This window comes from Microbacterium sp. MAH-37 (assembly GCF_009758255.1).
GTDB lineage: Bacteria > Actinomycetota > Actinomycetes > Actinomycetales > Microbacteriaceae > Microbacterium.
Window position 1 is genome coordinate 139,591 of record NZ_WSEN01000009.1, and the last position, 21,982, is coordinate 161,572.

Here is a 21,982-nt window from a genome sequence, read left to right on the forward strand (position 1 = left end):
ACCGTCGCCTCAGGACACTGTGGACGAATGCACCTCGCGCAGATCGCCCAGCACGCCGACGACCTCGATCGGGCGGCGATGTTCTACGCCGCGCTGCTCGGGTCCGAGCCGTCGGGCAGATTCGAGCCACCCGGACTCGTCTTCTTCGACCTGGACGGCACGCGCCTGCTGCTGGAACGAGGGGCACCGCCCGCGCTGATCTATCTCGCGGTGACGAACATCCATGACAGGATCGAGCGGCTCCGCGATGCCGGTGTGACGATCGAGAGCGAGCCGCACGTCATCTTCGCGCACGAGGACGACAGCCTCGGCCCGGCGGGAACTCAGGAATGGCAGGCGTTCATCCGCGACAGCGAGGGCAACCTCGTCGGCCTCGTCGAGCAGGTGGCGTCCTACGTCGGAACAGACCCTCCCGCCTCCTGAACGGCTGCACGGCGGAGAGTGCTCAGACAGGCTCAGCGGTCCCGGTTCTCAGAACCCGAGCCTGCCGAGCTGCTTGGGGTCGCGCTGCCATTCCTTGGCGACCTTCACATGCAGGCCGAGGAACACGCGCGTGCCGACCAGCGGCTCGATCTGCGCCCTGGCGCGTGCGCCGACGTCGCGCAGGCGCGAGCCCTTGCGACCGATGATGATCGCCTTCTGGCTGTCTCGCTCGACCACGATCGACGCGTGCACGTCCGTGAGATCGCTGTCCTCGCGAGGGGCGATGTCGTCGATCACGACGGCGATCGAGTGCGGCAGCTCGTCGCGGACGCCCTCCAGGGCGGCCTCACGGATGATCTCGGCCACTCGGTCCTCGAGCGACTCGTCGGTGACGACGCCGTCCTCGTACAGCGCCGGGCCGGTCGGCATCAGCGCGAGCACCTCGTCCGCCAGCACATCGAGCTGGTCGTTCGCGACCGACGACAGCGGGATGACCGCCGACCAGTCCTCGCGCAGCGAGTCCACCTCGATCAGGCGCTCCGTGATCTCGTCACGATCCGCGGCATCCGTCTTGGTGACGATCGCGATCTTCTTCGCGCGCGGGTAGCCGTCGAGCGATGCCGCGATGCGGCGGTCGCCAGGGCCGACCTTCTCGGTCGCCGGCACGCAGAAGCCGATCACGTCGACGTCGCCGAGCACCTGCTCGACCAGATCGTTCAGCCGCTCGCCGAGCAGGGTGCGCGGCTTGTGGATGCCGGGGGTGTCGACGATCACGAGCTGACCGCCCGGCCGGTTCACGATGCCGCGGATCGCGCGTCGCGTGGTCTGCGGCTTCTCGCTGGTGATGGCGATCTTCTCCCCCACCAGCGCGTTGGTCAGCGTGGACTTGCCCACGTTCGGACGACCCACGAACGTGACGAATCCGCTGCGCTTGTCTTCACTCATCTTCCGACTCCTCCTCCGGCGCCCGTTCCACGAACACCGTAGCGATACCTCTGCCGCGGCCGCGCGATGCGCCGCCGGTGAGCACCAGTCCGTCGACGACGGCTGTGGCGCCGGGCTGCGGCACCTGGCCGAGCGCCTTGCCGAGCAGGCCGCCGATCGAGTCGACGTCCTCGTCCTCGAGCTCCAGGTCGAACAGGTCTCCGACGTCCTCGAGCGACAGCCGGGAGTTCACCCGGTACCGTCCGCCACCGAGGTCCACGACCTCCGCCGGCGCGCGGTCGTACTCGTCGGCGATCTCACCGACCAGCTCCTCGATCAGGTCCTCCAGCGTGACCAGGCCCGAGATGCCGCCGTGCTCGTCGATCACCAGGCATACGTGCACGGCATCGCGCTTCATCTGCTGCAGCAGGGTCTCGGCGCGCATCGACTCCGGCACGAACAGCGCCGGACGCGCGATCGGACGCACCGGCGCCCCGCGCCAGGCACTCTCGTCGCGGTACGCGAACTGCACGAGATCCTTCAGGTACAGCACGCCCACCACGTCATCGGCGTCGTCGTCGACCACCGGCATCCGCGAGACGCCCTTGGACAGGAACAGGTCCATCGCCTCAGTGGTCGTCGCAGAGGCGTCCACCGCGACCATCTCGGTCCGCGGCACCATCACGGCCCGCACGAACTGGTCGGTGAAGTCGAACACCGAGTGGATCAGATCGCGGTCGTCCTCCTCGATGAGGTCGTTCGACGCCGCCTCGTCGACCATGCTGAGCAGCTGCTCCTCCGAGGCGAACGAGCTGCGACCGCCGCCGGGCGTCACCCGGCGTCCGAGGGCCACCAGGCCCTGTGCGAGCGGACCGAGCACCACCCGCACGCCGTGCACGACAGGGGCCCAGATCCGCAGCAGGCCGTCGGCGTGATGACGCCCGAACGAGCGGGGGCTCGCCCCGACCAGCACGAACGTGATGCCCGTCATGAGCACCGCGGCCGCGAGCATCGCCCACCAGTCGCTCGGCAGCAGCTGAACGAGCGCGACCGTCACCAGCACGGCGGCCGTGGTCTCGGCCAGCACACGCATGAACGCCACCGCGTTCACGTGCGCATCAGGGTCCTCGGCGATCTTCGCCAGAGCGGGCGCGTTCCGCCCCTCCTCGGCCATCTCCTCGAGGTCGCTGCGCGAACTCACCGAGAACGCCGCGTCGACCGCCGCCATCAGACCGCCGAAGGCGACCAGGATCACGGCGCCGGCGAGCAGGATCCCCGCGATCATCGTCGTCGTTCGGATGCCGCGAATCCGCGGATCAGCTCCTTCTGCAGCCCGAACATCTCACGCTCCTCGTCGGGCTCGGCGTGGTCGAACCCGAGCAGGTGCAGCAGGCCGTGGGTGGTGAGCAGGATCAGCTCGTCCATCAGCGTGTGGCCCGCCGTCGCTGCCTGCGACTCCGCCACCTGCGGGCAGAGCACGATGTCTCCGAGCAGTCCGGGCGGCGTCGGGTGGTCCTCGCTGCCGGGGCGCAGCTCGTCCATCGGGAAGCTCAGCACGTCGGTCGGGCCCGGCTCGTCCATCCACTGCACGTGCAGCGACTCCATCGCGCCCTCGTCCACCAGGACGATCGCGACCTCGGCGTCCGGGCTGACATGCAGCTGCGCGAGGTTGAACTCGGTGAGCCGCTGCAGCACTGTCTCGTCGATGGAGATGGCGGACTCGTTGTTGATCTCGATCATGAAAGGCCTCGCTTCGGCATCCGGTCCCTCGGCCCCGGTCGCATCCCCGAGCGCCGCTCGGCGCGGTTCGCGAACTCGTGCGCCTGTTCGCGCTCCGCCCTGGCGGCGGTGCGCTGTTCGTCGTACTCGCTGTACGCGTCGACGATCCGCCCCACCAGCGTGTGCCGCACGACGTCGTCGCTGGTCAGCCGGGAGAAGTGGATGTCGTCGATGTCCTTCAACACCCGCGTCACCAGCCGCAGCCCGGACGCGCCCTGCGGCAGGTCGACCTGGGTGATGTCGCCGGTGACGACCATCTTCGTGCCGAAGCCGAGACGGGTCAGGAACATCTTCATCTGCTCGGGCGTGGTGTTCTGCGCCTCGTCGAGCACGACGAAGGAGTCGTTCAGGGTACGGCCGCGCATGTAGGCGAGCGGGGCGACCTCGATCGTGCCGGAGGCCATCAGCCGCGGGACGATCTCGGGGTCCATCATCTCGTTCAGCGCGTCGTAGAGCGGACGCAGGTACGGATCGATCTTGTCGGTGAGGGTGCCCGGCAGGAACCCCAGCCGCTCCCCCGCCTCGACGGCCGGACGCGTCAGGATGATGCGTTCGACCTCCTTGCGCTGCAGCGCCTGCACGGCCTTCGCCATGGCGAGGTAGGTCTTGCCGGTGCCGGCGGGCCCGATGCCGAAGACGATCGTGCTCTCCTCGATCGCGTCGACGTACTCCTTCTGCCCGAGCGTCTTCGGACGGATGACACGCCCGCGGGTCGACAGGATCGCCTCGCCGAGAACCTCGCTGGGACGAGGGCCGTCGTCCTGGCGCAGGATGCGGGCCGAGCTGGCCACGTCGCTCGGCGCCAGGTCGTGCCCGGCGCGGGTCATGGTGACGAGTTCGTCGACGAGCTTCCTCGCCGCAGCGACGTCGGAATCCGAGCCGCTCAGCGAGATCTCGTTGCCGCGCACGAGGACCTGCACCGCCGGATGCTGCTTCTCGAGCATCCGCAGCAGACGGTCCTGCGGTCCGAGCAGCTGCACCATGGCGACGCCGTCGACGAGCAGGTGCTCGGTGCGTTCAGGGGTGTCAGAAGCCAATGAGCCGGTCCTCCGGAAGATTGCCGAGCACGTGTGCGTGCACGTGGAACACGGATTGGGCGGCGCTCGCGCCGTTGTTGAAGATCAGACGGTACTCGCCGTTCGCATGCTCGTCGGCGATCTGCTTGGCCGCGGCGACCAGCTTCGCCATCAGGACCGGATCGCCGGCGGCGAGTTCGGTGACATCGCGATACTGCTCGGACTTGGGGATCACGAGGGCATGTAGCGGCGCCTGCGGATTGATGTCGCGGATCGCGAACACGTCGTCCGTCTCCAGCAGGATCTCACCGGGGATGTCCCCGTTCAGGATGCGGGTGAAGATGGAGGGCTCGCTCATGCGTTCAAGTCTAGTGAGAGAGCGTCTACCAGCGGCCGAGGACGCCGGAGAGCACCGCGATCGCGGCCGGCCCGGCGGTCGATGTGCGCAGCACGGTGTCGCCGAGACGCACGCGCTCGGCGCCTGCCGCGGTCAGCCGGTCCAGCTCTTCGGGCGCGATCCCGCCCTCGGGCCCGACGACCAGCACGAGGTCGCGGTCATCGACGCGGATGCTGCTGAGCGGCGTCTGCGCGGTCGGGTCGAGCACCAGCATCCTGGCATCCGCCGCCCGCTTCGCGAGCTGCCCGGTGGACTCGACCGAGGCCACGTCGGGAACCCACGGCCGGTGCGCCTGCTTGGCCGCCTCGCGGACGATGGTGGCCCAGCGCTCCCTGCCCTTCGCGGCCTTCGGCCCCTCCCAGCGGGAGATGCTGCGTGACGCCTGCCAGGGCACGATCTCGTCGACCCCCAGCTCGCACGCGGCCTGCACCGCGAGTTCGTCGCGGTCGCCCTTCGCGAGCGCCTGGGCGAGCACGATCCGCACCCCGGGGAGCGCGTGCTCGCGGCGGGCGGTGATCCGCACCGAGACCTCGGCGGCCGAGACGTCCTCGACCACGCCCTCCAGCCACACGCCTGCGCCGTCACCGATCGTGACGGACTCGCCGACGCGCACCCGGCGCACCACGGCGGCGTGCTTGGCCTCGGCCCCGGTGAGCAGCGCGAGCTCGCCCACCTGCGCGGTGGTGCCCGCCGGCGTCAGGAAGTGCAGCGCCATGATCAGTGCGAGCGGAAGCGGTCGCGGAGCTTCGAGAAGAGCCCCTGCTGGAACTGCGCGAGCTTCGGCGCGGGCGCCTTGTGCTTCTTCGCGAAGTCCTGGATGAGCTTGCGCTGCGCGGAGTCGAGCTTCGTCGGCGTCACGACCTGCACGCCGACGCGCAGGTCGCCGCGCTGGCTGCCGCGCAGCGGCGTGATGCCGCGCCCGCCGATCGTCAGCACATCGCCGGACTGCAGCCCCTGGCGGATCTCCAGGTCGACCGTGCCGTCCAGGCCGTCGATCGTGGTGGTGGTGCCCAGGATCGCGTCGGTCATCGAGACCTCGAGCGTGGCGAGCAGGTCGTCGCCGTCACGGCTGAACACGGGATGCGGAGCGACGGTGACTTCGACGTACAGGTCGCCGTTCGGGCCGCCGGCGCGGCCGACCTCACCAGAGCCGGGAAGCTGCAGGCGCAGCCCGGTCTCGACGCCCGCCGGGATGTCCAGCGACACGGTACGACGCGAGCGCACGCGGCCCTGGCCGGCGCAGGCGCCGCAGGGGTACGGGATCGTGGTGCCGTACCCCTCGCAGGTGCCGCAGGGCTGGGTCGTGACGACGTTGCCGAGCAGGCTGCGCACCTGGCGCTGCACGTGGCCGCTGCCGCCGCAGACGTCGCAGGTGACGGGCGAGGTGCCCTCCTGGCAGCACGAGCCGTTGCAGGTCTCGCAGAGCACGGCGGTGTCCACCTCGATGTCGCGGTGCGCGCCGAACACGACGTCGCCGAGGTCGAGGTTCACCCGCACGAGGGCGTCCTGCCCGCGCTCCCGGCGCGACCGCGGCCGCGCGGATCGGGCACCGCCCGCTCCGCCGAAGAACGTCTCGAAGATGTCGCCGAACCCGCCGAAGCCTCCGCCGAACGCGCCGTTCTCGTCGCCGCCCATGTCGTATCGGCGGCGCGAGTCCTCGTCACTCAGCACGTCGTAGGCGTGCGTGACGAGCTTGAACCGCTCCGCGGCATCCTCCCCCGGGTTCACGTCCGGGTGCAGCTGGCGCGCCAGCTTGCGATATGCCTTCTTGATCTCGTCCTGCGTGGCGTCCCGGGACACCCCGAGAACCTCGTAATGGTCGGCCACAGTCACCTTCCTGAGTGTGTGTGCGTTCGTGGGCGCGCCGCGTCAGCGGCGCGTCTCGTCCTCTTCGAGCATCCGCGACAGGTAGCGGGCCACGGCCCGCGCCGCCGCGAGGTTGCTCGGATAGTCCATGCGGGTCGGACCCATCACGCCGAGGCGCGCGGTGCCGCCCTGGGCGATGTAGTCGCTGGCGACGATCGATGCCTCGCCCAGCCCGAAGGGCGCGTTCTCGGTGCCGATGCTGGCAGCCAGGCCGTGCTCGTCCGGCACCATCTCGCTCATCAGCCGCAGCAGCGTCACCTGCTCCTCGATCGCCTCGAGGAGCGGATGGATGCTGCCGCGGAAGTCCTGCTCGCGGCGCGCAAGTGTCGCCGCCCCGGCCATCACGAGCTTCTCCTGGCGGAACTCCTCGAGCTCCTCGCCGATCACCACGGCCAGCGCGGTGAGCGCAGGGTCGGGACGCGCCTCGGACGGGACGCGCAGCAGCGCCACGCGCTCCGAGGCATCCGCGACCGCGCGCCCGGTGATGAGCGCGGAGAGCCGGGCGCGGAGCACGGCCACGTCGGCCTCGTCGACGTCGACCGGCAGCACGGCGATGCGCTGCGAGACGCCGCCCGCATCCGTCACCAGCACGACGAGCAGGCGGTTCGGCCCGAGGCCGACCAGCTCGAGGTGCGTGATGCTGGCACGGGCGAAGGACGGGTACTGCGCGAGCGCGACCTGTCCCGTGAGCTGCGTGAGCACGCGCACGGTACGGGCCATCAGGTCGTCCAGATCGGCCGGATCGGCCAGGAAGGTCTCGATGGCCGAGCGCTGCGCGGTGCTCAGGGGGCGCACCTGCGCGAGGTGGTTCACGAAGACGCGGTACCCCTTGTCGGTCGGCACGCGGCCTGACGAGGTGTGCGGAGCCGCGATGAGTTCCTCATCCTCGAGCAGCGCCATGTCGTTGCGGATCGTCGCGGCCGAGACTCCGAACGCGTGCCGCTCGACGATGGACTTGCTGCCGACCGGCTCCTGCGTCTCGACGTAGTCCTGCACGATCGCGCGGAGCACCTGAAGCCCTCGTTCCGAGACCATGATGCTCCCTCCGCTGTTGGCACTCACACGTACTGAGTGCCAATTCTACCCGTGCCCCGCTCGGAAGATCCTCAGGCAGACTCTCCGCGTCTTGCGATCAGCGCCGCCTCGATGAGCGCCGCGCCGCGCGGATCTCCGATGTCCATGCCCGACAGCGCGGCGAGTCGCCCGAGACGATAGTCCACCGTGTTCGGATGCACGTTCATCGCTGCCGCCGTCGCCCGACGGTCACCGCCCGTGCGCAGATACGCCTCCGCCGTCACGATCGCTTCCTCCCCTATCCCCGCGAGTCGGGCACTCAGCGCCGCGTGGGCGGGGCCGGGACGGGACGCCTGATACTCGAAGAGCAGGTCGTCGAGAGTGACGAATGCTCCGGAGCCGTGCTCGCGCAAGGCGATCGACACCAGTTCCTCCCCCAACTGCACTGCCTCAGGCACCCCTTCGACGGGTACGGGAACCCATGCGGCCGTGCACGCTTCACCGAAGGCCGGTTGCAACGATGCGGCGAGCGCGGTGCGGACGCCCTCGTCGCCCCCGGTGAGCGGGATCAGCGCGGTCCCTCCGGCGGGCCCGAGGACGGCCAGGGCGTCCGGATGCCCGTCACCTTCGATGATGACCCGTGCCCGCCGTGTGATCCGTCGCGCCGCCACATCGATCGGGACGTCGGAATCGGACGCACTGAGGCGTAGCACCAGGACTCCGTAGCGATCGGCGAGCTCCAGCCCGGATCTGTGCGCCTCGCCAGCCGCGTCGGCACCGCTCACGAGAGCGGTGAAGAGCGCGAATCGAGCGTCGCGCTCGACTGACTGCAGTGCGAAAGCCGAACGCTGGTAGTCCTCGGCCAGTGCGACGGTGATGTGCTCGAGGTGCCCGAGCATCCGTGTTCCCGCTTCCGAGAGCACATCCGGGTCGGCTGTGGCCCGAGCCAGCTCCTCCCACAGCACGGACACGCCACGATGGTAGGCCGACGCCACGGAGGAGAACGAGGATCCCTCGTCGAAGCGCCGAATCGCGGATGCCCGGAGCAGCTCATCATCGACGGCGTCTTCCGCGGTTCCTTCCAGGACGGCTGCGACCGCGCGTAGATTGCGCTCGACGATCCAGCGGATGTCAGCGGCGAGGGACGCCGAGCCCGTGCCGTGCTGGACCGGGTTCGTGGCGGCGATCGCGGCGATGACGCGATTGGCGATCGCACGGCTTCCCAGCAGAACCTCGGCGGCCGATCGATCTCCGAACATGAGCGCACCCTTTGTCATGGATCACAACATAGCGGGAAGAAATTTCGGTCCGTACCCACTGAGTCTCCACCGTCCTGTGATGGAGCATAAGTACACCCGCGTCCCCTCCCGAAAGGTCGACGATGACCACCGCTCCCGCCATCGAAGCCGTCCGCGTCTCCGAGAAGTTCGGATATCTCGCCGCGAACTTCGGCAACATCATCCTCTCCACGGTGATCGGCTCGTTCCTGCTGATCTACCTGACCGACCAGGTCGGCCTCGGCGCCGCCGCCGTCGGCACGCTCCTGCTCGTGGCACGGATCGTCGACGGCGCGACCGATCCGATCGCCGGGTTCGTAATCGATCATCTCCCCCGCACCCGATGGGGCCGCTTCCGCAGCTATCTCCTCATCGGCGGGGCGATCGGGGCCGTCGCCTTCACCGCTCTCTTCGTCGTGCCGGGTATGGCAGCGCCGGCTCTCGTGGCCGCCTGGATCACCTACCTGATCTGGGGCCTGGCGTTCGACCTCATGGACATTCCCCTCAACGCCCTGCTCCCGGCGATGAGCGGATCACCGCGGGCACGCGGGCAGCTCGCCGCGATCAAGGGCGCCACCTACCTCGGCGGCACGGTCGTCGTGATCGCCGTCACTCTCCCCGTGGTCACTCTTCTCGGCGGCGGCGCGCTCGCCTGGCAGGTGTACGCAGTGATCGTCGCTCTCGTCTCGTTCACTCTCACCGCGACCGGAGCGCTGCTCGTCCGGGAGCGAGTCGTTCCGAGCACGCCAGCTCCCTACCGCTTCTCCGACATGAGAGCATTGTTCCTGTCCAGCCGCGCCGTCCCCGTGCTGCTCACTTCCAAGGTCGCGACCAGCGCCGCGAACGCCGCACTGATGGCGGGCATCCCGTTCTTCTTCACTTACTACGTCGGAGAGGCAGGTCTGGTCAGTGCCGTCGCCCTGGTGATGGCTGCACCGATGCTCGCGGGCAGCCTCGTCGGTCCGGCCCTCGGACACCGCCTCGGGTTCAAGCCCGTCTATCTCCTCAGCCTCATCGTCGCAGTCCTCGGTGTCGGATCGATCCTGCTGCTCCCTGACCGCGGCGGCACGGTCTACCTGCTCTGCTTCGCCCTCACTGGTCTCGGATTCGGCGGAGCAGTGGCGCTGAACTACGCGCTGCTGGCCGAGCTGACCGACTTCGTCGAGGTGAAGGGCGGCTTCCGCACCGAGGGCACGCTCGCGGCGATCGGTTCGTTCGCCGCGAAAGCAGGGGCAGGCATCGGCGGCGCACTCGTCGCCTACGTGCTCGCCCTCACGGGATACCTTCCGGGGACGGAGCAGACGTCGGCGGCCCGGTCCGGGATCGCCCTGGCACAGGCCGGCGTCCCCGCGTCACTCGTCCTGATCGGCGGCCTCGTGTTCCTCTCCTACCCCATCACCAAGCGGGTCGCGGAACAGACACGGACGGCGCTGGCCGTGAAGGCGGAGCTCCGATGACCGCCCATTGGACATCGCCCTCCCCGGCCCGCGAATGGAGGGCGCAGTGGATCTGGTCCGAGCGCACCGGACTCGTACCGCCCAGCCCGACGAACCCGGTTGGCGCTCACGACCCCTCCGTGTATGACGTCCGGGTGCTCTTCCGGCGCGCCTTCCACCTGGACGCCGTTCCGACGCATGCACTGCTCGCGGCGACCGCGGACGGGCGATACATCGCCCACGTCAACGGCGAGCGCGTCGGACAGGGACCGGGCAGACACGACGCGAACAGCCTGACGTACGACGAATGGGATGTCACCGCGCTCCTGCATGCCGGCCGCAACGTGATCGCCGTGATGGGACGCCACTACGGGAACCCTGTTCCGTGGTGGATGCCCTCACGCCCCTCGCACACCATGGGTGCGGCCGCGCTCGCCGTCGAGCTCGAGGCGGATGGTCGTGTCGTCGTCGCCACCGACGATCGGTGGCTGGTGCAGGAAGCCGAGGCGTGGACGCCGGCCGAACCGCAGGGTTTGCTCGCGTCCCAGCCCGCGGAGCTCTTCGATGCGCGCCGGCATGACCCGGACTGGACGCGCCTCGACGTGGACGACACCAGCTGGCGCCCTGCGACCCCGTTGCGGGAACAGGCCGTCATCGGACCACGCGGGCGCGTCACGCCCGGCGGGGAGCCGTACGGCGCGGTGCTTCCGTCGGCGCTTCCGCGACTCGGTGGAGATCGCGTGGAGATCGGCACAGCGCCGCTCGCACGGAGTCTGGCGCCCGCCGCCGCGACCTGCACGAACGAGCTGATCGCCGCGCTGAGCACCGATGCCTCCGCCGGGGCGCTCACCGTGCTGGACGCAGGGCGGGTGGTCAGCGGACGCCTGCGGCTGCGCCTTCGCGGACGTAGCGGCGACATCGTCCGCGCCGCCCTGGTGGAAGCCGTCGGCCCCGCCGCGTTCGAGAGCGCCGCGCCGTTCCAGATCGTCCTCGACGACGGTGAGACCCTGTTCGAGCCTTTCGACCAGGTCGGCGGACGACTGCTCGTGCTCGCGGCTGCGGCGGAGGGAACGCTGCCCGAACTCATCGCGGCGGAGGTGCAGGAATGCCATCGCCCGCGCCACGGCGCGTCGTTCCGCTGTTCCGACACCGACCTGCAGCGCATCGTGGACGTCTCCCTGCGGACCGTGGACCTGAGCGCATCAGACGCCTACCTCGACTGTCCGACCCGCGAACGACGCGCGTGGACCGGCGACGCCATCGTGCATCAGAGCGTGGACCTGGTGGCCAATGCGGATTGGTCCCTCGCGATGGCCAATCCCCGGCTGCTCGCGCGCCCCCGCCCGGACGGACTGCTCCCGATGGCCGCCGCGGGCGACTTCGCCTCTCCTGCCATACCGACGATCCCCGACTGGTCCCTGCACTGGGTCGGGAGCGTGCACAACATCTATCGCTACGCCGGAGATCGTGCTGCGGTTCGGGAACTGCTGCCTGTCGTCGAATCCGTGCTCCGATGGTTCCTGCCCTTTCTCCGGCAGGGTCGCCTCTGCGAAGTCCCCGGGTGGGTGCTCATCGACTGGTCCCCGGTCCAGGTCGAGGGCTCGAGTGCCGCGCTCACGGCACTCTGGGCCCGGGCTCTGCGACAGTTCGCAGCGATGTCCGACTGGCTCGGCGACGAGTCGCGCAGAGCCTGGGCGGAAGGGCTCCACGAACAGGCCGTGGCCGGGTTCGAAGCGTTCTGGGACGAGAGCAGGCACGCCTACCGCGACAACATCCTCTCTGACGGAAACCGCGGCTCTGGAGTCAGCGAGCACGTGGCCGCGTCCGCGCTGCTCGCCGAGCTCGTGCCCCCGCATCGGGTCGGTGCCGTCAGAGCTCTCCTGCGTGACCGCGGAAGCATGGTCACGGACAGCCCCCTCGCCGATCACGGCTCCGATCAGGCGGGACCGAGCGCGGGTCGTCCGGTCTGGCGCCGCGATCGCCCCTACTGGGACACGGAACGGCTCGTCATCGGCGCGCAGCCCTTCTTCCGCCGCGTCGTCCACGACGCGGTGGCGCTCCTGGGCGACGACCTGATCCCCCTCTACCGCGACTGGGACCGCCTGCTCGACACAGGCCCCACTGCACTCCGCGAGTGCTGGGAGGGTGGCTCGTTCTGCCATGGCTGGTCGGCGACGGTGGCGAGGGACGTCATTGTCCACACGATGGGCATCGCCCCCGCCGAGCCAGGCTACGAGAAGGCATCTGTGCGTCCACGGCTGGAGTCTCTCGCATGGGCGGAAGCCGTCGTGCCGACACCCCACGGCGACATCGAGCTCCATGTCGACACCGTCTCCCTGCGCCTGCGCACGCCGGTTCCCACCGTCGTGGAGTGGGGCGGCACCCTCGCTGAGCTTCCTGCGGGAGAGCACACGATCCGGAACCGCCTAGCATGACACCCATGGATGACAGACGGCGGGTGACGATCAGCTCCGGTACCGTCGAGGGCGTCGCCACCGACGGGATCAGCCGCTTCCTCGGCATCCCGTACGCGGCGGCGCCGTTCGGGCCGAACAGGTTCCGGGAACCGCAGCCCGCCCCGCCATGGGACGGCGTCCGCGCCGCGACCGCGTTCGGGCCCACCGCCCCGCAGCTGCCCTACGGCGGCGCGATCGGCGAGCTCCTCGGGCATGTGATCATCGACGGCGAGGACATCCTCACGGCGAACGTGTGGGCTCCGGAGGACGCCTCAGGGGCGCCGGTGGTGCTGTGGATCCACGGCGGCGCACTGGAGCGCGGAGCCGCCGCGCTGCCCGGCTACGACGGCAGCGCCTTCGCCCGCGACGGGATCGTCTTCGTGTCGGTGAACTACCGGCTCGGCGCTGAGGGCTTCTCCGTGCTCGAAGGAGCACCGCGCAACCTCGGACTGCGCGATGCCGCGGCCGCACTGCGGTGGACCCACGACGAGATAGAGGCGTTCGGCGGGGATCCGGAGCGGATCACGGTGATGGGCGAGTCGGCCGGCGGAGCGCTCGTCGCCGCGCTGCTCAGCAGGGACGACACCCGCGCACTGATCTCCCGCGCGATCATCCAGTCCGGCCCGCTCGACGCGCAGACCCCGGAGAGGGGCGGTCGCGTCACCACGCAGATGGCGAAGCTGCTCGGGACCACGGCGGACAGGGACGCCTTCGCCGCGGTGACGCCGGCCGCGCTGCTCGACGCGCGATCCCGCCAGGCGGCGGGCTCGTCACCCCTCGGCGGCGCACCCGGATACCAGCTGGTGATCGATCCGGAGTCGCTTCCCCGCTCTCCGCACGAGGTCCTCGGCGGCGTGGACACCCCGCTGATCATCGGTACGAACACCGACGAGTACCGGCTCTGGTTCACGCCGCAGGCGCTGGATCGCATCGGCGCGCTGAAGCTCCTCGTCGCCCGCCTCGCGCTGAAGATCCCCGGGCGCGCGGTGCGCGCGTTCCGCGCGGACGATCCGGATGCCTCCACCGGTGAACTCTTCGGCCGGATCGCGACCGACCTGCTGCTCCGCGGACCGGCGTCACGGGTGGCGAGGGCACGGACCGCACCGACCCACCTGTACGAGTTCGCATGGCACAGCCCGGTGCGCGAGCTGCGCGCGGCGCACGCGGTCGAACTGCCGTTCATGTTCGGCACCGCCGACGATCCGTCCTGGTCCTCCCTGATCGGCGAGCATCCGCCGGCATCGCTGGCCGCGGAGATGCACGACGCATGGGCCGCTTTCATCCGCGACGGGGATCCCGGCTGGCCGGCGTACGGCTCCGAGCGACTGACGCGCCTGTTCGACACGGAGACGGAGACCGTTCCGCAGCGGCGCGCGCGCGGGATGGATCTGCTGCCCTGAGGCCGGCGTGCTCAGTCGGTGAGCGCCCGCACGACGGCGTCGGCGAGCAGACGGCCCTGCAGAGTGAGTCGCAGGCGCTTCTCGCGCAGAGCGGATGCTCCGTCAACGAGCCCGTCGGCGATGAGGCCGGCCACGATGTCACGATTGTCGATCGGCAGTTCGTCGATCGGGATGCCCTCGGACAGCCGGCTGCGCAGCAGCACGCGCTCCAGCATCCGAGCGTTCTCATCCGGTCGCTCCCGGCCGGCTGCCGGCGACTCCCCCGCGGCCAGACGCTGCGCGTACGCAGCGGGGTGCTTCACGTTCCACCACCGCAGTCCTGCCACATGGCTGTGCGCGCCGGGGCCGAAGCCCCACCAGTCCGAGCCGAGCCAGTAGGCGAGGTTGTGCCGGGATCGCTGCTCGGCGCGGCGCGCCCAGTTGCTCACCTCGTACCAGCCGAAGCCCGCGGCACCGAGGCGGGCGTCCGCCAGCTCGTACATGTCGGCCTGCAGGTCGTCGTCGGGCGCGGGCACCTCGCCGCGGCGGATCTGCCTGGCGAGTTTGGTGCCGTCCTCGATGATCAGCGCGTAGGCGGAGATGTGGTCGGGGTCGAGTGCGAGCGCGGCGTCGAGAGACGCCTCCCAGTCACCCAGCGACTCCCCTGGCGCACCGTAGATCAGGTCGACGCTCACCGCGAGTCCCGCCGCACGCGCGGCCTCCACGGCGGTCCGGACGTTCTCGGGTCGGTGCGTGCGGTCCAGGGCGGCGAGCACGTGCGGGACGGCCGACTGCATGCCGATCGAGAGGCGCGTCACCCCGGCATCCGCCAGGCGTTCGGCGACCTCGGGGGTCACCGTGTCGGGGTTCGCCTCGACGGTGACCTCGGCGCCGTCCTCGATGCCGAAGGCGGCGATCGTGGTGTCCAGCATCCTGGCCAGATCCCCGGCCGGGAGCAGTGTCGGCGTCCCGCCCCCGAAGAACACGCTGTGCAGCGGGCGGATGCCGCCGGCGGCGGCGAGCACCTCGCTGGCGAGTGCCACCTCGGTGCTCAGAGTGTCGGCGTACTCGTCCTGCCTGGCGCCGCGCAGCTCGGTGGCGGTGTACGTGTTGAAGTCGCAGTAACCGCAGCGCACGCGGCAGAACGGCACGTGCAGGTAGGCCGAGAACGGCGTGGCGGTGTCGACGCGGATGTCGTCGGGCAGCCGCCCGTCGGCGGGAGCCGGGTCGCCCAGCGGAAGCGGTCCTGCCATCAGAGCGAGAGCGCCATCAGATCGGGGTCGCGTACAGCGGCGAGATCGCGCGCAGGTAGCGGGCGAACAGTTCGCGGCGGCGGCGCTTCACGAGCGCAGGGAGGATGCGATACGACATCCGGTTGGGGGTGTCGAAGGCACGCACCGTGAACCAGACCTCGTCGTTGTCCTCGCGCCAGTCCACGTCGAAGGCTTCTTCGCCGCTGACCACGGAACCACCCATCGTGCCGAGCACGAACCCGATCCGGCGCGGCTCCTCAGTGACCGAGATCACTCGCAGTTCAGCGTCCGCCCGCAGGCCCTTCACACGGCCGCGCACCTTCAGAGTCATGCCCGCACCGGCATACGGAGTTCCCTCGGCGTCGTAGCGCTGCTCCTGCTCGCGGTGGCTGGGGGCGATCGCGTTGCCCTCGTGGTCGAAGCTCACGCCCGCGTAGGTGGGGCCGGCCGCGGGGCGCACGTCTTCGAGCACGAGACCCGCAGCGCGCTGCGCGGTCCAGGACAGCAGGGCGTCGCCGGCAGTGCGGAAGCGGTCCTCACCGCTGCCGATCCGCCACGACTCCTCGGCCGGCAGACTGCGCTCCGGCGGATACTGCATGAGGTCGGGCGCGTGCGACGCCCCGACCGCGGCGTAATCGACCGTGCCTTCTCGGAATGTCCCGCGACGCATACGTTCCAGCCTACGTGACGTGCGCCTGTGCGACTGCTCCATGCGGCCCGTTGACAGAGCAGGAGGACGAGAAAGCGGGGCCGGTGGATGAACCACCGACCCCGCTTCGCAGGGAGGAGAAGTGCTTACTTCTCCCAGCCCACGTTCTCGACGGGCTGCACGCCGAACAGGTCGAGACCGCTGTAGGGCTCGGGCGTGAGGTTCGCCAGACCCTTCTTCGCGGTGATGACCGTCGGGCCGTTGTACATCGGGATGAGGCCCCACTCCTGGAAGATCTCAGCCTCGAGCTTCATCGCGGCTGCGGTCTGCTTGACCGGGTCGCTGATCGACTCGACCTCGTCGTGGATCCGCTTGTCGGTCTCCTCGTTCTGAACGCCAGAGAGGTTCAGACCCTGGTCCATGCAGTACAGCTGGCAGAACCATGCGGCACCGTACGGGTCGGAGGAGGTGAAGCCCAGCGACGAGACATCCCAGTTCATGGAGGTGTAGTCATCGGAGAACTTGTTGGACGGACGGACGTCGATCTTCAGGTCGAAGCCGATCGCCTTCTCCTGAGCCTGCATCGCCTGAGCGCGAGCAGCCTGGGTCGGGTCGTCGGACCACACCGGGAAGACACCCTCGAGGCGGACGCCGTCCTTCGAGCGGATGCCGTCATCGCCCTTGACCCAGCCGGCCTCATCGAGCGTCTTGTTGGCGGCCTCCGGGTCGTGCTTCCAGCCGGCCTCCTTCAGCGAGTCCGAGTAGCCGGGCTGGAACGAGAACAGCGTGAAGGAACCGGCCGGCTCCTCCTTGTAGTCCAGACCCTGCCAGATGATCTGCTTGATCTGGTCGAGGTCGATCGCCTGGAAGAAGGCCTCGCGGACCTTGACGTCCTGGAACTGCGGCTTGGTCGAGTCGACCTGCAGCAGGGCGTTGTAGGTGCGCTGAGCGCGGTAGGTGACGACGTCCTTCATGTCGGCGACCTGTGCGAGGCGGTCCTTGGTGCCGGTGCCGACCATGTCGATCTCGCCGTTCTTGAAGGCGTTGATCGAGGCCTGCGCGTCCATCGCGGTGAAGGTCACCTTGTCGAGCAGCGGCTTGTCGCCCCACCACTCCTTGTTCGGCTTGAACGAGATGAAGCCGCTCTTGGAGTCGTACTCGTCGACGGTGTACGGACCGGCGCCCCACTCGGGGTGCGGGTTGTCGATCATCGCCTTGTTGAAGTTGTCGACGTTGGCGAGAGCCGGGTGGATCACACCGCCGCCGAAGGGCATCTTCGGCCAGGCGAACTCGCTCTTGAAGGTGACGATCGCGGTCTTGTCCGTGTCGCCCTTCACGACCGACTCGATCTCCTTGTAGCCGTCGGTGGCGTTCGGAACGAAGCCCTCGTCGTTGGAGCGGTTGGCCTTCCAGGTCGCGTCGATGGCAGTCCAGTCCATCTCCGTGCCATCGTTCCAGTGCGCGTCCTTGGTGAAGGTGAAGGTCAGAACGGTCTTGCCGTCCTTGACTTCGTCCTTCCACTCGTCGAGGTACGCGTCGTTCTTGTACGCGGTGCCGTCCGGCTTGAACAGGATCAGCTGCGGGGTGTACCAGGCGGCGATCGTCGCCGTGTCGGCACTCGCGTCACCGTTGAACGCGTTCAGCTGCTCGGGAATCTCGTTGATCGGGAAGTTGACGGTGCCACCTTCCTTGAGGTTCTCGCGGGGCTGCGGGTTGTAGTCCGCGGCCTTGGTCGCGGCACCGTCACCGCTGCCCTTGTCGCCGCTGTCGCCACCGCCATCGTTGTTGGCAGCGCACCCGCTGAGCGCGAGTGCGAAAGCGCCGGTGAGTGCCAGCGCTCCCATCAGCTTGTACTGCTTCATGGTGCTCCTTTCGCCTTTCGGCGTGTCATAAGGGGAGAATAGTTGCCCGCACTGCGCATTCATCGCCTGGACGGTGAATAACCGCTAACCGTTATCGGACAGTGACCGAGCGTTCATCTGGCTGTGACACAGGGCCACAGCCAGATGGCCGGAAACGGGTCTCAGACCGCCAGCGGGCGAGTCGACATCGTCGCCGGATCGAACTCGATCCGGGTGCGCGTCCGCTCGATGTCGGGGTCCGGAACCGGGATCGCCGACAGCAGCGCCTGGGTGTACGGATGCTGCGGGTTGTCGAACACGTCATCGACGTCACCGTGCTCCACGAACTCCCCGAGATACATCACGGCCACGCGGTCGGCGATGTGCCTGACCACGGAGAGGTCGTGCGCCACGAACAGGTACGACAGACCGAGCTTCACCTTGAGCTCGTCGAGCAGATTGATGACGCCGGCCTGGATCGACACGTCCAGCGCGGACACCGGCTCGTCGAGCACGACGATCTTCGGCTTCGTCGACAGTGCACGGGCGATGCCGATGCGCTGACGCTGGCCGCCCGAGAACGCGCCCGGGAAACGGTCGCGGTGTGCGGGGTTCAGACCGACCAGATCCATCAGTTCCTCGACGCGGTGCATCGCCTCCTTCTTGGAGGTGCCGATCGCGTAGAGCGGCTCGGCGATGATGTCGGTCACCGTCATGCGCGGGTCGAGCGCGCCCATCGGGTCCTGGAACACGATCTGGATGTCGCGACGCAGCTTGCGCTCCTGCGAGGCGTGCTTGATGTCGTTGACGTTCGTGCCGCCGATGATCAGATCGCCGTCCTCCTGCTTGGCGAAATCCATGATCTGCAGCAGAGTCGTCGTCTTGCCGCTGCCGGACTCGCCGACGATCGCCATGGTCTCGCCCTCGCGGACGTCGAAGCTGATGCCCTTGACCGCGTGCACCTCGCCGACCTTGCGCTTGAACAGCGCGCCCTTGAGCAGCGGGAAGGTCTTGGTCATGTTGCGCACCTCGAGCGTCACGGGACGCTCCTCGCGCGGGGTGCGGGTGAGCTCGCTCTCGGGCACCTCGCGCACGGGGTACACCGGCAGGCCGCCGATGAGGCCGCCGTCGGAGATCTCCTCGGCCCGGATGCAGGCGACCTCGTGGAACTCGCCGGCGCCGGTGTCGATCGAGACCAGGTCGGGCTCACGGGTGCGGCAGGCCGCCACGGCGATCGGGCAGCGGTTCGCGAACGGGCAGGCGTCCGGAAGGTCGATCAGCAGCGGCGGGTTGCCCTTGATCGGGACCAGCGGCTCCTTCTCGGCCTTGTCGACGCGAGGGATCGCGCCCAGCAGGCCGATCGAGTAGGGCATGCGCGTGCGGTGGAAGAGCTCGCGCGCCTCGGCGTGCTCGACCGGCTTGCCGGCGTACATCACGATGACGTCATCGGCGGTGCGCGCGACCACTCCCATGTCGTGCGTGATCATGATCACCGCGGCGCCGGTCTCGTCCTGCGCCTTCTCGATGAGCTCGAGGATCTGCGCCTGGATCGTGACGTCGAGCGCGGTGGTGGGCTCGTCGCAGATGATCAGCTTCGGGTTGTTCGCCATCGCGATCGCGATCACGATGCGCTGGCGCATGCCGCCCGAGAACTCGTGAGGGAAGGCCTTCATGCGCTTCTCGGGGTTCGTGATGCCGACCAGCGTCATCAGCTCGATCGCGCGCTTCTCGGCGTCCTCGCGGGACAGGCTGCGGTGCACGGTGAGCGCCTCGATCAGCTGGTCGCCGATCGTGAACACCGGCGTCAGCGACGTCAGCGGGTCCTGGAAGACCATCGCCATGCCGTTGCCGCGGATCACGGACATCTGCTTGTCGGTCTTGCCGAGCAGCTCCTGCCCGTCGAACACGACCGACCCGGAGACCTTCGCGTTCTCGTCGAGCAGGCCCATGATGGCGAGCGAGGTGACCGACTTGCCGGAACCCGACTCGCCCACGATGCCGAGCGTCTTGCCGGCCTCGAGATCGAACGAGACGCCGCGGACGGCGTCCACGCGGCCGGCCTCGGAGCCGAAGCTGACCTTGAGATCGCGGACGGAGAGGACAGTACTGGATGCGGGGGCGCTCATGCGCGGCCTCCTGCCGACGAAGTGGGATCGAGGGCGTCACGGAGACCGTCGGCGACCAGTGCCATCGACACGGTCAGCAGGGTCAGGGCGAGCGCCGGGAAGTAGAACAGCCAGGGTGCGCTGGTGATGGTGCCGCTGCCGCTGCCGATCAGCGAGCCGAGCGACACGTCCGGGATCTTCACGCCGAAGCCGATGAACGACAGACCGGACTCCAGAGTCACCGCACCGACGATGCCGAGCGTGAAGTTGATCACGAGCAGCGAGCCGATGTTGGGCACCAGGTGACGGACGACGACCTTCATGCCGCCGACGCCCATGTACCGCGCCGCCTGGACGTACTCGCGCTCACGCAGCGAGAGCGCCATGGTCCAGATGATGCGAGCCGGGAAGAACCAGCCGGTGAAGATCATCACGATCGAGATGATCCACCAGACGCCGCCCGAGTCGTTCGAGACGATCGAGAGGAGCAGGAAGGTCGGCACGACCATCATGAAGTGGATGATGAGCAGGATGATGCGCTCGGTCGTCCCGCCGAAGTACGCGGCCGCGGTGCCGACGATCGCCGAGATCACCGTGGTGCCGATGGACACCGTGACGGCGATCATCAGCGAGCGCTGCAGGCCCACGAGGGTCTGCGTGAAGTTGTCGTTGCCGGAGCCGTTGGTGCCGAACCAGTGCTCGGCCGACGGCGGCGAGGTGAGGTTCAGGAAGTCCATGTCGGTGACGCCGTATGGCGACAGCAGCGGACCGACGATCGACATGATCACCAGCACGGCGAAGATGATGATGCCGGCGACGGCCGGCTTGTTGCGCATGAAGCGGCGCGTGTACAGCGCCATCTTGGAGAGGGACTTGCCCGGGGTGCGCTCCGCCGTGGTGTCGGGGCCGACGGGCGGCTGCACTGCGGGATCGATCATTTCAGTGCTCATCAGCTCATCCTCACTCGCGGGTCGAGCACGACGACGGCGATGTCTGCGAGCAGCGCGCCGATCGCGGTGAGCAGGGCGCCGAAGGCGGCGACTGCGACCACACCGTTGATGTCGTTTCCATTGATCGTCGTCAGGAAGTACCGGCCCATGCCGTTCCACGCGAAGATCGTCTCGGTCAGGACGGCGCCCGTGAAGATCGTGGGGATCGTGAACGCGACCTGCGCGGCCACCGGGATGAGCGAGGTGCGCAGGGCGTGCTTGCGGATCGCCTGCTGCTTCGTCAGGCCCTTGGCGCGCGCGGTGCGGACGTAGTCGGCGCTGATGTTGTCGAGCAGCAGCGAGCGCTGCAGGAAGTGGTACTGCGCGTAGCCGATGACGACCAGTGCGATGGTCGGCAGCGTGACGTGCTGCAACGTGTCGACCAATGTCGGGAAGAACCCGGTCACCCCCTGTGACGAGGAGCCCGTCACGTAGAACACGCGCACGCCGACCCACTCGTTGAAGTTGATCGCGAGGAGGACGACCGCGAGGCCCGCGACGATGATGTTGATGTTCATCGTGATGATCGACGTGGCCTGACCGATCCGGTCGGCGAGCTTGTACTGCCGCGATGCAGTGTAGACGCCGAGCCAGATTCCGAGCGCCGCCATGATGATCGTTGCACCGAGCACGAGCTCCGCGCTGATCCACATCCGGTAGGAGACCTCTTCGTTCACCGAACCGCCGGTCGGACTCATCCCCCAGTCCCAGTGGAAGATGATGTCGCTGAACCAGGTCCACCATCGCTGCATCAGCGGAACAGTGTTGTCCAGGTTTCGCGGCTGAAGCAGATTGTTGATCTGCTCCTCGGAGAGCGGAGGACGCCGGCCCACGTAGTTGCTGCGCGGATCGAGGAAGCCCCAGGCCAGGAAGAACGTGACGTTGGTGGCAACCACGATCATGAGCAGCCAGCCGAGGGCGCGGCGCACGAGATACTTGATCAAGGTTGGTGATTCTTTCTCTTTACAGGCGCGCACGGGATCGCCGACGCGGCGCTGAGTCGGATAGCTACAAGCATCGCCCGACACACGCCCGCCGCGCAAACGCGGCGTACGTCACTGTTACGGAGTCGTGCCCCGGATGAGATCCGGTGTCACCGGATCGGGGTGGGCAACTTCGCGAGACTATCACCGACTCGCCGGAATCGAGCATCCGCTCCCCCGCCACGTAGAATCGAG

19 protein-coding genes are annotated in these 21,982 nt (G+C 68.7%); 4 read left to right on the forward strand and 15 right to left on the reverse strand.

What is annotated here, in order from left to right:
* Nucleotides 1-27 precede the first annotated feature (27 nt).
* A complete protein-coding gene (locus GON06_RS12920; protein WP_157312696.1) occupies nucleotides 28-423 on the forward strand; it encodes a VOC family protein in 396 nt (131 codons plus the stop codon).
* Nucleotides 424-471: 48 nt separating this feature from the next.
* Here the strand turns inward: GON06_RS12920 and era are convergent, their stop codons facing one another.
* From era to GON06_RS12965, 9 genes are all read right to left on the reverse strand, one after another.
* On the reverse strand, nucleotides 472-1,368 hold the full coding sequence (gene era / locus GON06_RS12925; protein ID WP_157312697.1) for a GTPase Era: 897 nt from the start codon (nucleotides 1,366-1,368) through the stop codon (nucleotides 472-474).
* Nucleotides 1,361-2,632 carry a hemolysin family protein gene (locus tag GON06_RS12930; RefSeq protein WP_157312698.1) on the reverse strand — a complete coding sequence of 424 codons (1,272 nt, stop codon included), beginning with the start codon at nucleotides 2,630-2,632 and terminating at the stop codon, nucleotides 1,361-1,363. Before GON06_RS12930 ends, era begins: the two co-directional genes overlap by 8 nt.
* The gene (gene ybeY, locus GON06_RS12935; RefSeq protein ID WP_157312699.1) at nucleotides 2,629-3,087 is read right to left on the reverse strand and encodes an rRNA maturation RNase YbeY; all 459 of its coding nucleotides are present in this window, start codon (nucleotides 3,085-3,087) and stop codon (nucleotides 2,629-2,631) included. Before ybeY ends, GON06_RS12930 begins: the two co-directional genes overlap by 4 nt.
* Nucleotides 3,084-4,109 carry a PhoH family protein gene (locus tag GON06_RS12940; protein WP_157312924.1) on the reverse strand — a complete coding sequence of 342 codons (1,026 nt, stop codon included), beginning with the start codon at nucleotides 4,107-4,109 and terminating at the stop codon, nucleotides 3,084-3,086. The genes ybeY and GON06_RS12940 overlap by 4 nt, the downstream gene beginning before the upstream one ends.
* 43 nt (nucleotides 4,110-4,152) lie before the next feature.
* Entirely contained in the window at nucleotides 4,153-4,500 is a 348-nt protein-coding gene (locus tag GON06_RS12945) for an HIT domain-containing protein (RefSeq protein WP_157312700.1), read from the reverse strand.
* A gap of 25 nt (nucleotides 4,501-4,525) precedes the next feature.
* On the reverse strand, nucleotides 4,526-5,254 hold the full coding sequence (locus GON06_RS12950) for a 16S rRNA (uracil(1498)-N(3))-methyltransferase (protein ID WP_157312701.1): 729 nt from the start codon (nucleotides 5,252-5,254) through the stop codon (nucleotides 4,526-4,528).
* Nucleotides 5,255-5,256: 2 nt separating this feature from the next.
* Nucleotides 5,257-6,366 carry a molecular chaperone DnaJ gene (gene dnaJ / locus GON06_RS12955; protein WP_332837579.1) on the reverse strand — a complete coding sequence of 370 codons (1,110 nt, stop codon included), beginning with the start codon at nucleotides 6,364-6,366 and terminating at the stop codon, nucleotides 5,257-5,259.
* A 42-nt stretch (nucleotides 6,367-6,408) separates the two neighbouring features.
* Nucleotides 6,409-7,440, reverse strand: coding sequence for a heat-inducible transcriptional repressor HrcA (gene hrcA, locus GON06_RS12960; RefSeq protein ID WP_157312702.1), 1,032 nt, complete (start codon nucleotides 7,438-7,440; stop codon nucleotides 6,409-6,411).
* A 71-nt stretch (nucleotides 7,441-7,511) separates the two neighbouring features.
* On the reverse strand, nucleotides 7,512-8,678 hold the full coding sequence (locus GON06_RS12965; protein WP_157312703.1) for a PucR family transcriptional regulator: 1,167 nt from the start codon (nucleotides 8,676-8,678) through the stop codon (nucleotides 7,512-7,514).
* A 122-nt stretch (nucleotides 8,679-8,800) separates the two neighbouring features.
* Here GON06_RS12965 and GON06_RS12970 point away from each other — a divergent pair, with 122 nt between their 5' ends.
* The 3 genes from GON06_RS12970 (at nucleotide 8,801) to GON06_RS12980 (ending at nucleotide 13,988) form a co-directional block, all read left to right on the forward strand.
* Nucleotides 8,801-10,153: an MFS transporter gene (locus tag GON06_RS12970; protein ID WP_157312704.1), complete on the forward strand. Its 1,353-nt coding sequence runs from the start codon at nucleotides 8,801-8,803 to the stop codon at nucleotides 10,151-10,153.
* 119 nt (nucleotides 10,154-10,272) lie between these two features.
* A complete protein-coding gene (locus GON06_RS12975) occupies nucleotides 10,273-12,567 on the forward strand; it encodes an alpha-L-rhamnosidase-related protein (protein ID WP_198346695.1) in 2,295 nt (764 codons plus the stop codon).
* A gap of 5 nt (nucleotides 12,568-12,572) precedes the next feature.
* A complete protein-coding gene (locus GON06_RS12980) occupies nucleotides 12,573-13,988 on the forward strand; it encodes a carboxylesterase/lipase family protein (RefSeq protein ID WP_232528464.1) in 1,416 nt (471 codons plus the stop codon).
* Nucleotides 13,989-13,999: 11 nt separating this feature from the next.
* Here the strand turns inward: GON06_RS12980 and hemW are convergent, their stop codons facing one another.
* From hemW to GON06_RS13010, 6 genes are all read right to left on the reverse strand, one after another.
* Nucleotides 14,000-15,220: a radical SAM family heme chaperone HemW gene (gene hemW / locus GON06_RS12985; RefSeq protein ID WP_157312707.1), complete on the reverse strand. Its 1,221-nt coding sequence runs from the start codon at nucleotides 15,218-15,220 to the stop codon at nucleotides 14,000-14,002.
* Between the two features lie 16 nt (nucleotides 15,221-15,236).
* Nucleotides 15,237-15,890 carry a DUF1990 family protein gene (locus GON06_RS12990; RefSeq protein WP_157312708.1) on the reverse strand — a complete coding sequence of 218 codons (654 nt, stop codon included), beginning with the start codon at nucleotides 15,888-15,890 and terminating at the stop codon, nucleotides 15,237-15,239.
* Between the two features lie 125 nt (nucleotides 15,891-16,015).
* Complete coding sequence (locus GON06_RS12995; protein WP_157312709.1) at nucleotides 16,016-17,731, reverse strand: ABC transporter family substrate-binding protein; 1,716 nt, start codon at nucleotides 17,729-17,731, stop codon at nucleotides 16,016-16,018.
* Between the two features lie 161 nt (nucleotides 17,732-17,892).
* The gene (locus tag GON06_RS13000; RefSeq protein WP_157312710.1) at nucleotides 17,893-19,836 is read right to left on the reverse strand and encodes an ABC transporter ATP-binding protein; all 1,944 of its coding nucleotides are present in this window, start codon (nucleotides 19,834-19,836) and stop codon (nucleotides 17,893-17,895) included.
* Nucleotides 19,833-20,765 carry an ABC transporter permease gene (locus GON06_RS13005; RefSeq protein WP_232528465.1) on the reverse strand — a complete coding sequence of 311 codons (933 nt, stop codon included), beginning with the start codon at nucleotides 20,763-20,765 and terminating at the stop codon, nucleotides 19,833-19,835. The genes GON06_RS13000 and GON06_RS13005 overlap by 4 nt, the downstream gene beginning before the upstream one ends.
* Entirely contained in the window at nucleotides 20,765-21,748 is a 984-nt protein-coding gene (locus tag GON06_RS13010; RefSeq protein WP_157312711.1) for an ABC transporter permease, read from the reverse strand. Before GON06_RS13010 ends, GON06_RS13005 begins: the two co-directional genes overlap by 1 nt.
* Between the last annotated feature and the right edge of the window lie 234 nt (nucleotides 21,749-21,982).